The 15151-nt window shown below is 60.2% G+C and carries 13 protein-coding genes; 7 read left to right on the forward strand and 6 right to left on the reverse strand.

The features are described 5' to 3' along the window. Positions 1–43: 43 nt before the first annotated feature. Positions 44–919: an AraC family transcriptional regulator gene (locus tag CAF77_RS12955; protein ID WP_064382478.1), complete on the reverse strand. Its 876-nt coding sequence runs from the start codon at positions 917–919 to the stop codon at positions 44–46. Between the two features lie 139 nt (positions 920–1058). On the opposite strand from CAF77_RS12955, the gene CAF77_RS12960 reads away from it, so the two are divergent. Beyond that, positions 1059–1961 (forward strand): DMT family transporter, encoded by a 903-nt coding sequence (locus tag CAF77_RS12960; protein WP_064382477.1) that lies wholly within the window; start codon positions 1059–1061, stop codon positions 1959–1961. 28 nt (positions 1962–1989) lie between these two features. Here the strand turns inward: CAF77_RS12960 and CAF77_RS12965 are convergent, their stop codons facing one another. Together CAF77_RS12965 and CAF77_RS12970 are read right to left on the reverse strand one after the other, a co-directional pair. Then, on the reverse strand, positions 1990–2499 hold the full coding sequence (locus CAF77_RS12965; RefSeq protein WP_064382476.1) for a DUF2165 family protein: 510 nt from the start codon (positions 2497–2499) through the stop codon (positions 1990–1992). Between the two features lie 149 nt (positions 2500–2648). Continuing rightward, entirely contained in the window at positions 2649–3623 is a 975-nt protein-coding gene (locus tag CAF77_RS12970) for a D-glycerate dehydrogenase (RefSeq protein ID WP_064382475.1), read from the reverse strand. A 338-nt stretch (positions 3624–3961) separates the two neighbouring features. On the opposite strand from CAF77_RS12970, the gene CAF77_RS12975 reads away from it, so the two are divergent. Continuing rightward, a complete protein-coding gene (locus tag CAF77_RS12975) occupies positions 3962–4423 on the forward strand; it encodes a hypothetical protein (protein ID WP_085654656.1) in 462 nt (153 codons plus the stop codon). 281 nt (positions 4424–4704) lie between these two features. On the opposite strand, the gene CAF77_RS12980 is transcribed toward CAF77_RS12975, so the two are convergent. After that, a complete protein-coding gene (locus tag CAF77_RS12980) occupies positions 4705–5673 on the reverse strand; it encodes a LysR family transcriptional regulator (protein WP_085654658.1) in 969 nt (322 codons plus the stop codon). Between the two features lie 182 nt (positions 5674–5855). Here CAF77_RS12980 and CAF77_RS12985 point away from each other — a divergent pair, with 182 nt between their 5' ends. The 4 genes from CAF77_RS12985 to CAF77_RS13000 all read left to right on the forward strand — a co-directional run bounded on the left by CAF77_RS12985 (position 5856) and on the right by CAF77_RS13000 (position 10761). Further along, entirely contained in the window at positions 5856–7355 is a 1500-nt protein-coding gene (locus CAF77_RS12985) for an efflux transporter outer membrane subunit (RefSeq protein ID WP_085654660.1), read from the forward strand. 139 nt (positions 7356–7494) lie between these two features. Further along, positions 7495–9687, forward strand: a complete 2193-nt coding sequence (locus CAF77_RS12990; protein WP_085654662.1) for an FUSC family protein — start codon at positions 7495–7497, stop codon at positions 9685–9687. Next, a complete protein-coding gene (locus CAF77_RS12995) occupies positions 9677–9877 on the forward strand; it encodes a DUF1656 domain-containing protein (RefSeq protein ID WP_003221811.1) in 201 nt (66 codons plus the stop codon). Before CAF77_RS12990 ends, CAF77_RS12995 begins: the two co-directional genes overlap by 11 nt. Positions 9878–9894: 17 nt before the next feature. Then, positions 9895–10761: an HlyD family secretion protein gene (locus CAF77_RS13000; protein ID WP_064382470.1), complete on the forward strand. Its 867-nt coding sequence runs from the start codon at positions 9895–9897 to the stop codon at positions 10759–10761. 123 nt (positions 10762–10884) lie between these two features. Here CAF77_RS13000 and CAF77_RS13005 read toward each other — a convergent pair whose 3' ends face one another. Both CAF77_RS13005 and CAF77_RS13010 read right to left on the reverse strand, forming a co-directional pair. Continuing rightward, positions 10885–11709, reverse strand: a complete 825-nt coding sequence (locus tag CAF77_RS13005; protein ID WP_064382469.1) for an SDR family oxidoreductase — start codon at positions 11707–11709, stop codon at positions 10885–10887. Positions 11710–11744: 35 nt separating this feature from the next. Further along, complete coding sequence (locus CAF77_RS13010) at positions 11745–12209, reverse strand: hypothetical protein (RefSeq protein ID WP_064382468.1); 465 nt, start codon at positions 12207–12209, stop codon at positions 11745–11747. Between the two features lie 181 nt (positions 12210–12390). Between CAF77_RS13010 and CAF77_RS13015 the strand changes: the two genes are divergently transcribed. Next, entirely contained in the window at positions 12391–15072 is a 2682-nt protein-coding gene (locus CAF77_RS13015; RefSeq protein ID WP_085654664.1) for an RHS repeat domain-containing protein, read from the forward strand. Positions 15073–15151: the final 79 nt, after the last annotated feature.

Raw genomic sequence — 15151 nt, forward strand, 5'->3', positions numbered from 1 at the left:
CTTGCCCGCGATGAGGCCCTGACAGGCAGTAAAAATCCTGGGATTAGCGCAAAAACGCCTGGCGGTACTCGCCGGGCGTTCCACCCAACACCTGGCGAAAGCGGTTGGTGAAGTGGCTGGCACTGGCAAATCCGCACGCCAGGGCAATCTCCCCCAGCGGCAACGCCGTGCCCCGCAACAACTCCCGCGCCCGACTCAAACGCCGCGCCAGCACATACTGATGTGGCGGCAGGCCGAAGCTCACCCGGAACATCCGCGCGAAGTGGTATTCCGACAACGCACACAACCCCGCCAGTTGCCCGAGGCTGATCGGCTCGGCCAGTTGGCTGTCGATGAACTCCACCAGTTGCCGACGCTGATGCGGCGCCAGTCCACCCTTGAGGCGCAAGCCATGGCGTACGCCGACCTGGCTCAACAAGGTATGGCTGATCAGTTCGTGGGCCAGGCTGCTGGTCAGCAGACGCTCGCCGGGCTCGTCCCAATTCAGAGTGAGTAACTGGCGAAACCGTCGGGCCTGTTGCGGATCTTCCAGAAAAGTCTGTTCGCGCAGCTGCATTTCCCTGGGCTCGCGATCCAGCAGCGTGACGCAACCCAGAGCAAATTGTTCGGCGCTGAAATACAGGTGGGCCAAGCGGATATCGCCATTGATCACCCAGCCCGATTCATGGTCGGCCGGCAGGATGCAGAGCTTGTCCGGGCCGCCCTTGTGGCCCGGATCGCCACGACGGAAGGTGCCGGTGCCGCCAGCGATGTAACAGGAGAGGGTGTGATGGCTCGGCGCTTCGTATTCCTGGGCGTCGTGATGATTGGTCCACAAGGCTGCGGACAGGCCGTCACCCAGCTCGGCGCTGTGCACAAGGCGTGCATTGGGCGAGTTGTTGAGGGCTTGAAAGACTTGCAGGGTATCGATGGCGGCCATGGTCGGTTCTCTTCAACGCCTTGCATCCTACTCCTTGGATTTCGCGCTGCCAGCCTGCGCGCCGACAAAAGCGCAAGTTTATGCAAGCGAGGGTCGAGGGGGTGGGCGGACACTGAAAACCAATCAAGGAGTGTCTGCCATGAACCTGTCTTTATATTTGTTGACCGTGCTGATCTGGGGCACCACATGGATTGCCCTGAAGTGGCAGCTGGGCGTGGTGGCGATTCCAGTGTCGATCGTCTATCGCTTCGGTCTCGCCGCGTTGGTGTTGTTTGCGTTGTTGCTGCTCAGCCGTCGTCTGCAACCGATGAACCGGCGCGGGCATCTGATCTGCGTGGCGCAGGGGTTGTGTCTGTTCTGCGTCAACTTCATGTGTTTCCTGACCGCCAGCCAATGGATTCCCAGCGGTCTGGTGGCGGTGGTGTTTTCCACCGCTACATTGTGGAACGCGCTGAATGCGCGAGTGTTTTTCGGCCAGCGCATTGCGCGCAATGTGCTGATGGGTGGGGCGCTGGGGCTGTCTGGCCTGGGCCTGTTGTTCTGGCCTGAGCTGGCGGGGCATCACGCCAGTCCGCAAACCCTGCTCGGCCTCGGTCTGGCGCTCTGCGGCACCCTGTGTTTCTCGGCGGGCAACATGTTGTCCAGCCTGCAACAGAAGTCCGGTCTCAAACCGTTGACTACCAATGCCTGGGGCATGGCCTACGGCGCGGCGATGCTCTCGGTGTGGTGTCTGGTCAAAGGCATTCCGTTCGAGATGGAGTGGACCACACGCTACATCGGTGCACTGCTGTATCTGGTGATCCCGGGGTCGGTGATCGGTTTCACCGCGTACCTGACGCTGGTCGGCCGGATGGGTCCGGAGCGCGCGGCTTACTGCACGGTGCTGTTCCCGGTGGTAGCGCTGAACGTTTCGGCATTTGCCGAGGGCTATCAGTGGACGGCGCCGGCATTGGCGGGGCTGGTACTGGTGATGCTGGGGAATGTACTGGTATTTCGTAAACCCCCAGTTGCCGTTGTTTCCACGCAAGGAAAATTGGCCTGATATTGATTGAATCTTGAGCGTTGATTATTCAGCGCTCGTTTTTCAACGTTATGAAAATCAGTACCGGCAATATGAAGTCGACAATGTGCCTTGCCCAGTCTTTCGCGTTCCATGCTTGCGAAGTGTCCATGTCGAACCATTCAACACCGATACTTTGCAGGCAGACGTAATAGATGAAGATGGCGATCAATAAACCAGTGATCGAATATTTCTTTGCCTCGTGAAACTCTGCGGCGGAGTCGTTGATGCTGCGATAGAGATGATAAGTGCCAACCAGGCAATAGGCGGTATAGATTGACTCCATGGTAATGATGAACCAATAGATCCGGTGGTGCATCATGGGCGATTCGATCGCTCTGTAACGTATGTTCTCGTTGATCTGAGTCGTGTCCATACTCAGGATGTGTCCGACGTACTCATAGTTTGATGCGTAGTCTGTCAAGTTTGAGTACATCACCAGTAGTCCAAAAAAACTGATGTAGGCCATCAGGAAGACTTTGCTGTAACGGATTAGTTGATCGGTATTGTAAGTTCTCAAGGTGGCTGTTCTCCGGAGTGTTTGTTGTTGTGTTTAAACGTCCGGAAAGTTTATAGCGCGATGATGTTTTTCGTTGATATGTTGATTTTCAAAGTATGTATTGGAGCGCGATTGAACGGGCAAGCACCTCGCAGTACTTGCCCGTTTTTTTATCCGCGCCAGACCTGCGGATTCACCAGATCCTGCGGGCGCTCGCCAAGCAGGGCGCTACGCAGGTTAGTCAGGGCACGATTGGCCATCGCTTCGCGGGTTTCGTGGGTGGCCGATCCGATGTGTGGCAGAGTCACGGCGTTTTTGAGCTGAAACAGCGGTGATTCGGCCAGCGGTTCTTTTTCGTAGACATCCAGACCTGCACCGCGAATCCGGTTGTTCTGCAAGGCTTCGATCAATGCCGGTTCATCCACTACCGGACCACGAGAGATGTTCACCAGAATTGCATCCGGCTTCATCAGCGCCAGTTCGCGATGGCTGATCAGGTGGCGGGTCTTGTCGCTGAGCGGCACCACCAGACAAACGAAGTCGGCCTCGGCCAGCAGTTGGTCAAGGCTGCGAAATTGTGCGCCGAGTTCCTGTTCCAGTCCGGTCTTGCGGCTGTTGCCGCTGTAGAGGATCGGCATGTTGAAGCCGAAGCGTCCGCGACGGGCGACGGCGGCGCCGATGTTGCCCATGCCGACAATGCCCAGGGTCTTGCCGTGTACGTCGCAACCGAACAGTGGTGCGCCGACGCTGGCCTGCCATTGGCCGGCCTTGGTCCAGGCGTCCAGTTCGGCGACGCGGCGGGCACTGCTCATGATCAGGGCGAAGGCCAGGTCCGCGGTGCTTTCGGTGAGGACATCCGGGGTATTGGTGAGCATGATCCCGCGTTCGTTGAAGTAGGCGAGGTCATAGTTGTCGTATCCGACGGAGACGCTGGAGACCACTTCGAGTTTGGCGGCGTTTTCCAGTTGGGCCTTGCCGAGTTTGCGACCGACGCCGATCAGGCCGTGGGCGTGGGGCAGGGCTTCGTTGAACTGGGCGTTGATGTCGCCGTTCTTCGGGTTGGGGACGATGACGTCGAACTCCTGCTGCAGGCGTTCGATCATGGGCGGGGTGATGCGGCTGAAGGCCAGGACTGTTTTTTTCATCGTTTTTGGCTCTTGTTCGGGCTTGATGCAAAGCAAGCTAACATTTCTGGCTCCGGGTTGTCTTGGCGGCTTGTGCGCCGAACAGCCTCTTGGGTTTTGGGGTGAGTAAACGGTTTTTCGGAAGCGGCTCCGTGTTCATCTGGAGTCTCTTCCAGTGTTGCTGTTCTAAACTGCGCTGAACTTTTGATGATTTCGCTTATAACAAAAAGAAACGCCGATAAAGGCTTTTATTGCGAATGGGTCTCTAAGGCTGTCAGTTCTGACAGGTGCGGAAATTAATAATAATGGCAGTCTTTTATTTCGCATTTTTCGCGACAGTCAACATAAAAGGACTTCCCATGAAGAATGATTTTTTTCTGTTTTCAAACCAACAAGAAAATGTGAGCGGTACAGCCAATGCTCTCATTGATAATCTTGTACCATTCAACGGCGAGGTTGACATCTTTGTAACGGATAATGAGGAAGTTTACGTCAGTGCACGTCAGCAGTTTGATGACAAGCGATCAGGGGCTCTGGCGTTCAGCTTTAAAGCTGATATCCCTGATGGTAGGCATGATTATGAGGCAGATTCAGGGATGTATATTAGTTATGCTTTGTTCGAAGAGGTCGCAGGGGGGACAAAAATCACGCCGTTCCCGGCTGTTTACGGTAGTGGAAATGTAAATATGACTTTCGACCGTAGTAAAGGTACATTGGAAGTTGGGTTTAACTTGGAAGTTCAAAACAGTCCTACTGAGCCAAGGTTAAAAGCGATTGGTGCATTCAAAAATGTTTCAGGTCTTGAGCAAGTGAAGAAGTAGCACGGCTCTATTTTGATCGTTCCCGCGCTCTGCTTGGGAATGCAGCCCGGGACCCTCTGCGTCCCATCCGAGCTGCCAGCGAATGCAGTTGTCGCTGGCAGGTCGGTTTGGTCAGAGCGGTTTAGTTGTGTGTGGGATGACGTTGTACTTCGACGTTATCCAGACTTGGCCGTTGATGCGTCAGCGACCCCCAAAAGCCTATCCACCTCGTTTCCGAGGGACAACCGACGCGACTTGTCGGAAACGTCCCCGCAAATCACCCCGTCTGTAGGACGGTAAACTCAGTTCGCCAGCCTGGCTCCACCCAGACTCCCACTCATCTCATAAGCCGCCAATTCCGCCTGATGCCCCGCCAATATCTCCGGCAACGACCCACGCAGGTACTCGACCCAAGTCTTGATCTTCGCGTCCAGGTACTGCCGCGACGGGTAGATCGCATACAGGTTCAGTTCCTGCGAGCGGTAGTTCGGCATCACCCGTACCAGCGAGCCATTGCGCAAGCCTTCTATCGCGGCGTACACCGGCAATACACCGACCCCCATCCCGCTGGTGATCGCGGTTTTCATCGCGTCGGCGGAGTTCACCAGGAAGGGTGAGCTGTTGATGGTGACCATTTCCTGGCCGTCAGGGCCGTCGAAGGCCCATTTTTCCAGGGGGATCACCGGGCTCACCAGGCGCAGGCAAGCGTGGTTCAGCAGGTCGCTGGGTTTTTGTGCGCAGCCGTTGGCTTTTACGTAGGCCGGGGAGGCGCAGACGATGCTGTAGGTGATGCCCAGGCGTTGCGAGACGAAACCCGAGTCCGGCAGTTCGCGAGCGAGGACGATGGACACGTCGTAGCCTTCGTCGAGCAGGTCCGGCACGCGGTTGGCCATGGTCAGGTCGAAGGTCACGTCCGGATGGGTCTTGCGATAGCGGGCGATGGCGTCGATCACGAAGTGCTGGCCGATGCCGGTCATGGTGTGGACTTTCAGCTGTCCGGCCGGGCGGGCGTGGGCCTCGCTGGCTTCGGCTTCGGCCTCTTCGACGTAGGCGAGGATCTGCTCGCAGCGCAGCAGGTAGCGCTTGCCGGCTTCGGTGAGCGCGATGCGGCGGGTCGTGCGATTGAGCAAGCGGGTTTGCAGGTGGGCCTCAAGGTTGGAGACCGCGCGCGAGACGTTGGCGGTGGTGGTGTCGAGCTGCACGGCAGCGGCGGTGAAGCTGCCCGCTTCGGCCACACAACTGAAGGCGCGCATGTTTTGCAAAGTGTCCATGGGGTGCTCTCAAGGGAGATGGCAAATTGTGACACGAAGTTTCAGGGGCTGAGACCCCCGACCAAGGGATTATCTCGTTAACGGTAACAAAGATTCACAGGATTCCCAGCTTATCGCCGTCATGGCGCCCCCCTAGAATTGCGCCCACCTCGAAACATCTCCCACCTCAGGAATTCGCAGCAGTGCCGCGTCGCATCAACAGAGCGCTTTTGCCGCTCAGTGTTCTGGCTCTTTCGTTAGGTCTCGGCGGCTGCATTGGAACCGGAGGAATTGCCCCGCAGGGCAAGGCTCTGGAGGCTAATGAACTGGCCACCGACGAGGCCATCGCCCACGCCGCCCGTGACGCAAACTGGCCCACCGCCCAATGGTGGCAAGCCTACGGTGACCCGCAACTCAATCGCTGGATCGACCTTGCCGTGCAAGGCAGCCCGACCCTGGCCATGGCCGCCGCGCGCGTGCGTCAGGCCCGGTCACTGGCCGGTGTCGCCGAAGCCGCCGAGTCGTTGCAGATCAATGGCGAGTCGACCCTCAAGCGCCACAACTGGCCGACCGATCAGTTCTACGGCCCCGGTGAGCTGGCCAATACCACGACTTGGGACAACAACGCTGCGCTGGGTTTCAGTTACGCCCTCGACCTCTGGGGTCGTGAAAGCAACAGCACCGAGCGTGCGGTGGATCTTGCGCACATGAGCGCGGCCGAGGCGCGTCAGGCGCAGCTGGAATTGCAGAACAACATCGTGCGCGCCTACATCGAGTTGTCGTTGCACTATGCCCAGCGCGATATCGTCGCGGCGACGCTCAAGCAGCAACAGCAGATTCTTGAGCTGGCGCAGAAACGCCTGGACGGCGGGATCGGCACCCACTTTGAAGTCAGCCAGGCCGAAACCCCGCTGCCGGAAACCCATCGGCAACTGGATGCACTGGACGAAGAGATCGCCCTGAGCCGCAACCAGATCGCTGCACTGGCCGGCAAAGGGCCGGGTGCCGGCGCGCAGTTGGAGCGGCCGTCCCTGTCCCTCGGCGCTGCGCTGAAACTGCCGTCGGCACTGCCCGCCGAACTGCTCGGTCAGCGACCGGACGTGGTCGCCAGTCGCTGGCAAGTGGCGGCGCAGGCGCGCGGGATCGATGTCGCGCATGCCGGGTTCTACCCCAACGTCGATCTGGTCGGCAGCCTCGGCTACATGGCCACCGGCGGCGGGGCGCTGGAGTTCCTGACCGGCAAGAAGCTCAACTACAACGTCGGGCCGGCGATCTCGCTGCCGATTTTTGACGGCGGGCGACTGCGTGCCGAACTGGGCGAAGCCTCGGCGGGTTATGACATCGCCGTCGCGCATTACAACCAGACCCTGGTCAATGCGCTGAAGAACATCTCCGATCAACTGATCCGCCGCGAGTCGATGGACAAGCAGCAGACATTCGCCGCCGAGTCCGTGGCCACGGCGCAGAAGACCTACGACATCGCGATGATCGCCTACCAGCGCGGCCTCACCGATTACCTCAACGTGCTCAATGCCCAGACCCTGCTGTTCAAACAGCAGCAGGTTCAACAGCAGGTGCAGGCGGCGCGTTTGAGTGCTCATGCGGAACTGGTGACGGCATTGGGCGGTGGGCTTGGTGCGGGTAACGACGTGCCGACTTTTGAGCAGACCGCCGCACCGAAAACCCCGGCCCTCCTGCGTTGAACACACAACCCCTGTGGGAGAGGGCTTGCTCGCGAAGAGGGAGTGTCAGGCAGCCCACGTGTTGTCTGACACAGCGCATTCGCGAGCAAGCCCGCTCCCACAGTTTCTACGGTTCGACTGAATTTTTGAGCACGACCAAATGACTCCCTTGCCCGCACCTTTGCGCTGGCTCTACTCCCTGGAATGGCGCCGGGGTTTCTTCGACTGGGCGCGCAGCGACGGCGTGACCTGGGTCTACATCTTCAAGGTGTTGATTGCCGCATTCCTGACCCTGTGGCTGGCGATGCGCATGGAACTGCCGCAACCGCGCACGGCGATGATCACCGTATTCATCGTCATGCAGCCGCAGAGCGGCCAGGTGTTCGCCAAGAGCTTCTATCGCTTCCTCGGCACCCTGGCCGGGTCGGCGATGATGGTCACGCTGATTTCGCTGTTCGCCCAGAACACTGAACTGTTCCTCGGATCGCTGGCGATCTGGGTCGGCATCTGCTCGGCCGGCGCCGCCCGTTGCCGCAACTTCCGCGCCTACGGTTTTGTGCTGGCCGGCTACACGGCGGCGATGGTCGGTTTGCCGGCGCTCGCCCATCCCGACGGTGCGTTCATGGCGGCGGTGTGGCGGGTGCTGGAGATCTCGCTGGGGATCCTCTGCTCGACCCTGGTCAGCGCCGCGATCCTGCCGCAAACCGCCAGCGCCGCGATGCGCAACGCCTTGTATCAGCGCTTTGGTGTGTTCGCGTTGTTCGTCACCGATGGCCTGCGCGGACGCAGCAAGCCGGAGTCGTTCGAGGCCAGCAACGTGCGCTTCATCGCCGAAGCGGTGGGGCTGGAAGGGCTGCGCAGCGTGACCGTGTTCGAAGACCCGCACATGCGCCGGCGCAACGGTCGCCTCAGTCGCCTGAACAGCGAGTTCATGGGCATTACCACCCGGTTCAACGCCCTGCACCAGTTGCTCGAGCGCCTGCGCCGCAACGGTGCCGACCATGTGGAAGCGGCGATCAAACCGGGTCTGCAGGATCTGGCCGAAGTGCTCGACGGCTTCAGCGGCCGCGCCCTGACCAGCCCGGACGCGGCGCGTCTGGTGCAGGCGCTCGCTGTCTACAAGGAAGCCTTGCCGGCGCGAGTGCGCAGCCTGCGGGCGATCTTTCAGGAGAGCGAGCCGAGCGACGCCGAGCAACTGGATTTCCACACCGCGTATGAACTGCTCTATCGCTTCGTCGATGACCTGCACAGTTATGCACAGACCCACGCGTCGCTGGCCGATCACCGCCACGAACGCGAGCGCTGGGACGAGCCGTTCACACCGCAAACCAGTTGGTGGGCCGCAGCGGCTTCAGGGATTCGCGCGTCATTCATTCTGATCGTGCTCGGCAGTTACTGGGTCGCCACCGCGTGGCCGAGCGGCGCGACCATGACCCTGATCGCCGCCGCCACCGTGGGCCTGTCGGCGGCGACGCCGAACCCGAAACGCATGGCGTTCCAGATGGCCTGCGGCACGTTCCTCGGAGCGCTGATCGGCTTCGTCGAGATGTTTTTCATCTTCCCGTGGATCGATGGCTTCCCGCTGCTGTGCGTGATGCTCGCGCCGGTGATCGTGCTCGGCTCGTTCCTCACCTCGCGGCCGCAATACGCCGGTGTCGGTCTCGGCCTGCTGATTTTTTTCAGTACCGGTTCGGTGCCGGACAACCTGACGATCTACAACCCCTACACCTTCATCAACGACTACATCGCCATGGTCATGGGCATGCTGGTCTGCGCGGCGGCGGGGGCGATCATTCTGCCGCCGAACAGCCGCTGGTTGTGGCAGCGCCTGGAGCAGGACCTGCGCGGGCAAGTGGTGTACGCGATCAGCGGCAAACTCAAGGGGCTGGCGTCGAGTTTCGAAAGCCGTACCCGCGACCTGATGCATCAGGCCTATGGGCTGGCGGCGGGTCAGCCGTTGGTGCAGAAGAACCTGCTGCGCTGGATGTTCGTGGTGCTGGAAGTCGGCCACGCGATTATCGAGCTGCGCAAGGAACAGGCGATCCTGCCGGTGCATCCGGCGTATGCCGAATCCCAGCCATGGCGTCAGGCGATCAGGGTCATGGGGCGCTCGCTGGTGCGGCTGTTCCTGCAACCGAATTCGAGCAATCTGGAACGCGCACTGGTGGCGGTCGATCACGCCATCAGTCGGGTCGCCGCCACTGACGAACCGTTCGCACCGCACTTCGATACCTCGGCACTGCGGCGGGTGAAAAGCTACCTGCACTTCATCCGCACCTCGTTGCTCGACCCGCAATCACCCCTTGCCGCCTATGCCATCGCCAAGCCCGAAGGACTTGCCCATGCCTCGTGAAATCGCCTTCCACGGCGTGTACATGCCGACCATGACCCTGATGTTTTTCGTCGCCGCGGCACTTGCCTGGGCGCTGGACCGGTTTCTGTCGGGGTTCGATCTGTACCGCTTCTTTTGGCACCCGGCGCTGCTGCGCCTGAGCCTGTTTACCTGTCTGTTCGGCGCGATGGCGCTGACTGTCTACCGTTGAGTCTGAGAATTGTCCCGATGAAAAAGTTTTTCAGCCTGCTCGCGACCCTGCTGGTGCTGGCCCTGGCGCTGTGGATCGGCCGCACGTTGTGGGAGCACTACATGAACACCCCGTGGACCCGCGACGGCCGTGTGCGCGCCGACATCATCAACGTCGCCGCCGACGTCACCGGTGAAGTGGTGGACGTGCCGGTACGTGACAACCAGTTGGTGAAGAAAGGTGATCTGCTGATGCAAATCGACCCCGAGCACTATCGCCTGGCGGTGAAACAGGCGCAGTCGCTGGTGGCTTCGCGCAAGGCCACGTGGGAGATGCGCAAGGTCAACGCCCATCGCCGCGCCGACCTCGACAACCTGGTGATCTCCAAGGAAAACCGCGACGACGCCAGCAACATCGCCGACTCCGCACTGGCCGATTACCAACAGGCCCAGGCCCAACTGGAAGCCGCCGAACTCAACCTCAAACGCACCGAAGTGCGGGCGGCGGTGGACGGCTACGTGACAAACCTTAACGTGCATCGCGGCGACTACGCCCGCATCGGCGAAGCGAAAATGGCCGTGGTCGACATGAACTCTTTCTGGGTCTATGGCTTCTTCGAAGAGACCAAACTGCCTCACGTGCGGGTCGGCGATAAGGCGGATATGCAACTGATGAGCGGCGAAGTCCTCAAGGGTCACGTGGAAAGCATCTCCCGCGGCATCTACGACCGCGACAACCCGGAAAGCCGCGAACTGATCGCCGATGTGAACCCGACCTTCAACTGGGTGCGCCTGGCTCAGCGAGTGCCGGTGCGGATTCACATTGATGAAGTGCCGGAAGGGGTGCTGCTGGCGGCGGGGATTACCTGCACCGTTGTGGTGAAGCAGGACGTTGTGGATAACTGACAGACCGCGTCGTAGCCATTTGCGAGCAAGCTCGCCACACAGGCTTTTGTGTCGCACTGAATATCTGAGTGCACCGCTAAACCTGTGGGAGCGTGGCTTGCCCGCGACGGGGCTGACGCGATCTCAGAGCTTCCCGCGCAAGCCGAAGCGCTTCATCAACGTCGATTCCAGCAAGCCTTTGGGTAACAGCGTTGCCAGCAGCGGCAGCGCCCGACTGCCATTGCCGATGCGGATCAGTCGCGGTGGCTTGCTCTGCTGCACAGCCTTGAGCAATTCGGCGGCAAATTCGCTGGCTGGCGTCGGTTTGTCCTGGGACGCTTTGGCCCGCGCCCGGATGCCTTCGCGCAACGGAAACCACGGCGATTGTTCGTTGATCAGTTGTTCTGCCTCATGCCCGGCATTCTTGGCGAAACTGGACTGAATCGCCCCCGGCTGTACTTCCATCACGCGAATTCCGAACGGCGCCAGCTCCATGCGCAACGCATCGCTCAACGCATGCACCGCCGCTTTCGAGGCGCAATAGGCGCCGGCAAATGGCGTGACCAGCACGCCGGAAACACTGCCGACATTCACCACCAGGCCTTTGGCCCGGCGCAGCACCGGGAACAGCGCACGGGTCACGCCGACAATCGAAAACACGTTGGTTTCGAACTGGCGCTGCATGGCTGAAACACCGCCGTCGAGCAGCGGCCCCATGGCGCCGTAACCGGCATTGTTGATCAGCACATCGAGGCCGCCGTGTTGCTGATTGATTCGCTCGGCGAGTTGTTCCAGCGCGGCATTGTCATTGACGTCGAGCTGCACGGCGGTAAATCCGGCAGCGCCGAGTGTCGCGACATCTTCAACTTTGCGTGCACTGGCCCAGACCTCGTAGCCGGCACTTTTGAAGGCATCGGCGAGGGCGCGGCCGATGCCGCTGGAACAACCGGTAATCAACGCAACGGGCATGGCGCATTCCTTGTGCAAAACAGTGGGAGGGGGGATCAGTCGGAGAAACTGCCCTGCAGGCGCTCGGCGCGAAACTCCAGGGTTTGCGGGCGATAACCGGGGCGCAACGGCGGCATCGGCAGGCAGTCTTCCCAGTTGCCGCCCGCCTGCAATTCGCCTGGGCCGCGATAGCGTGGGGCGGCGTATTGATTGTCGGCCAGGTTCACGGTATCGCCCGGCGCGTACGCGGCAATGCGCCAGCGCAGTTCGGTCAGCGGCACGTCGTTGCCATTGTTCAACTTGAGCAACAGCGGACGGTCGGCGGGGCAGTGTTCGGGGGCATAAACGATGCGCAGTTCAAGGCGCGCCAGTTGCTTGACCTCGCGGTTGTCCAGCCACACCACCCACATCGCCACCAGCCCCAGGCCGACAGCGGCGGCCATCGACACCGGCAAGGCCTTGGCCGGGTAGCGCAACAGCAGGATCAGCCAGGTGATGACCAGCAAGACGCCGATGAACATGTTCTAACACTCCTTGAACTCGTGATGACCATCCTACCGAAGGGGCGCGGGAATGGACATTCACGGATTGCGCGCAGGTGCCGTTGGTCGGGACTGGCATTTCCGACAGTAGCCGAAACAGCGCTGAGCTTGCTGTGATGCCAGAGGCACACCGAATGCCAATTGCGGGGAAGCGCGCTCCATGAGCTTGCACATCAATACGCCGAGGATGTCTGTGATCGACCCGCGCGGCTTGCCGGTGCGCACGGTCGACTATTGCCGAGACATCGAGGACGGACCGGTCGAGTCCCGGATCAACCGCACCCTGCATGACGCTGCGGGGCGTGCGGTGAAACAGTGGGACCCGCGACTTTGGCTGTCGCAGGCCGGCAATCCGCTGACGCCGGCCAACCTGAAGCAGGTGTTTACCCTGGACGCCACGGTGATTCGCTCGGACAGCGTCGATGCCGGCACGCAAGTCGAGCTGAAGGGATTCGCCGCACAAACGCTGTTCAGTTTGGACAGCCGTCAGACGCAACGCGAGATCGAACACGACAATTTGCTGCGCCCCGTCGCGATATTCGAACAGGGGGCAGGTGAGCCTCGGCGTTGTGTCGAGCGCCTGACCTACGGTCATCCCGGCAGCGGGGATCAGTCGCGAAACCAGTTCGGGCAGCTGATTCGTCATGATCATCCGGCGGGCAGCGTGCTGTTCAATGCGTTTGCAATCAGCGGCCCCTGCACCGAAGACATCCGCCACTTCACGCTGGAACCGCTGGCACCTGACTGGCCGGAGCGGGAGGCGGATCGTCTTCGGCTGCTGGAGCCAGGCGTTGGTGCAACATCGCGGTGGCGCCATGGTGCGTTGGGCGATGTGCTGGGACAGACAGATGCGCGAGACAATCGGCATACGTTCGAGCTGAACGTCGATGGCCGCTTGCGCGAACACCGACTGCAGTTGAAGGGGGAGCGTGAGCAGATTCTGGTCACTGACGTCCGCTATGACGCGCAAGGCAATGTCACGCAGCAAACCGCCGGCAACGGTGTGCACACCACCCGGACCTATCGCCCCGAAGACGATCGTCTGTTGTGCCTGCGGACCGAAGACGCTCGCGGTCTCGTGCTGCAGCGCCTGATTTATGAATACGACAGGATGGGCAATGTCCTGCGCATTGAAGACAAGGCAATGCCGATCCGTTACTTCGCCAATCAGCGTATAGAGCCGGTCAGGTGCCTGGCCTACGACAGTCTCTACCAATTGATCATGGCGTCCGGGTGGGAGGCCGGGCGTGCCAGTCGGGGCCCGCAATCGATAGGACGCGTCGATCCGGCAGCGGTCAGCAAGTATCAGCAGGATTACAAATATGATTGGAGCGGCAACCTGCTCAATCTGATTCATGTCGGGCCACAGAGCCACGGACGCAAACTGCAAGCCGCGCGCTACAGCAACCGTACCCTGCTTTACGAAGGCGCAATTCCCGGCGATCCCGAAATCGAAGCCGGCTACGACACCAGAGGCAACCAGACTCAGCTGGAACCGGGACGGATGCTGAGCTGGAACCTGCGCAACGAACTGCAATCGGTCAGCCCGGTGGAACGTGCCAGTGGTGACAATGACAGCGAGACCTATCTCTACGACGGCAGTCGCCAGCGAGTGCGCAAGATCCGTTCCTTGCAGACCGGTGCCCGCACCCTGATTGCCGAAGTGCGCTATTTGCCCGGGCTGGAACTGCGCACCGACAACGGAGTTGGCGAACGGCTGCAGGTCATCGTCGCCGGCGGTGTCCGGGTCTTGCATTGGGAGAGCCCGCCACCCTCGGGCAGCAACAATCGGTATCGATACCAACACGACGACCACCTGGGTTCGATCACTCTGGAAACCGCCGATGACGGTGCGATGATCAGCCGGGAAACGTTTCACCCTTTTGGTACCAGTGCCTGGCAGGATGGCGAATTCAGCTACAAATACATCCGTTACTCGGGCAAGGAGCGCGATGCCAGCGGGCTTGATTACTACCGTTATCGCTACTACATCCCTTGGTTACAGCACTGGCTGAATCCTGATCCTGCAGGGGACGTCGACGGACTGAATCTGTACCGGATGGTTCGCAACAATCCGCTCACGATGAGAGACGCGCTGGGGCTGCAAGCCGAGACCGGAACCTACGAAGCGGAGGTGGGCATTCGAGTGAGATTGGCCTTCAAGCTGCTTTCCCTTCAAGCACATGTGTCCAAGCTTGACCCGGCAGAGGGGCGATACAGCAAGTCTGCTGATTTCAAACTGGTTGAAGTCGGCGAGGGCCCCGAGTTTTCCGTGAGTAAGGGCGAACTGTTGAGTCACCTGAGGAAGTTTCGGCGCCAGTACCGTGAGATGTACCACGACTCGTTGCGGCAAGAAGATCCGCAGAGCATGAATATCAGCGTGGCGCAAAACTTTGAATTGGGAAAAGAGATCGCCGAGATCACATCCTCGTCCCTGAAGTACTCAAGCGAACCGCGTGTATCGGAAGAACAAACGGTCACCAAGCACTTCTTCGCATTGATCAATCGCGACGATGTCGAAAAGAAGGGTCAGGACAAAGTGATTTACGGCATCGCCGAGTTGAGTGTCGTGTCAAAAAAGGGGGGAGAAAGCACGGTTCATGTGAGCAACGTACTTGCGCACCCACTGTCGCAGCCGGGCGTGGACAACTTCCTGGGTGAATCGGCCGAGGCCACCGGGGCCGTCCGACCTTTCAAATTGCGTGGCATTGGGACCTACCTGACTGTCAAGTCGCTGGCCAGGATGGTGAGCACGCACAAGGTTCAAAAAGTCAGAACGGCGGCGGTCAATCCGCGATCAGCGGCTATCGCCCGAAGACTGGGAGCCAGAAAAGTGAATTAAAAAAAGCCCCCGCCCCACCCACTGCGGATAGGGAACGCAGCGGGCGGGACGGGGGCCTCCTGTTTTGCTCAATGCTTGT

This window comes from Pseudomonas sp. R15(2017), assembly GCF_002112685.1.
Lineage (GTDB): Bacteria > Pseudomonadota > Gammaproteobacteria > Pseudomonadales > Pseudomonadaceae > Aquipseudomonas > Aquipseudomonas glycinae.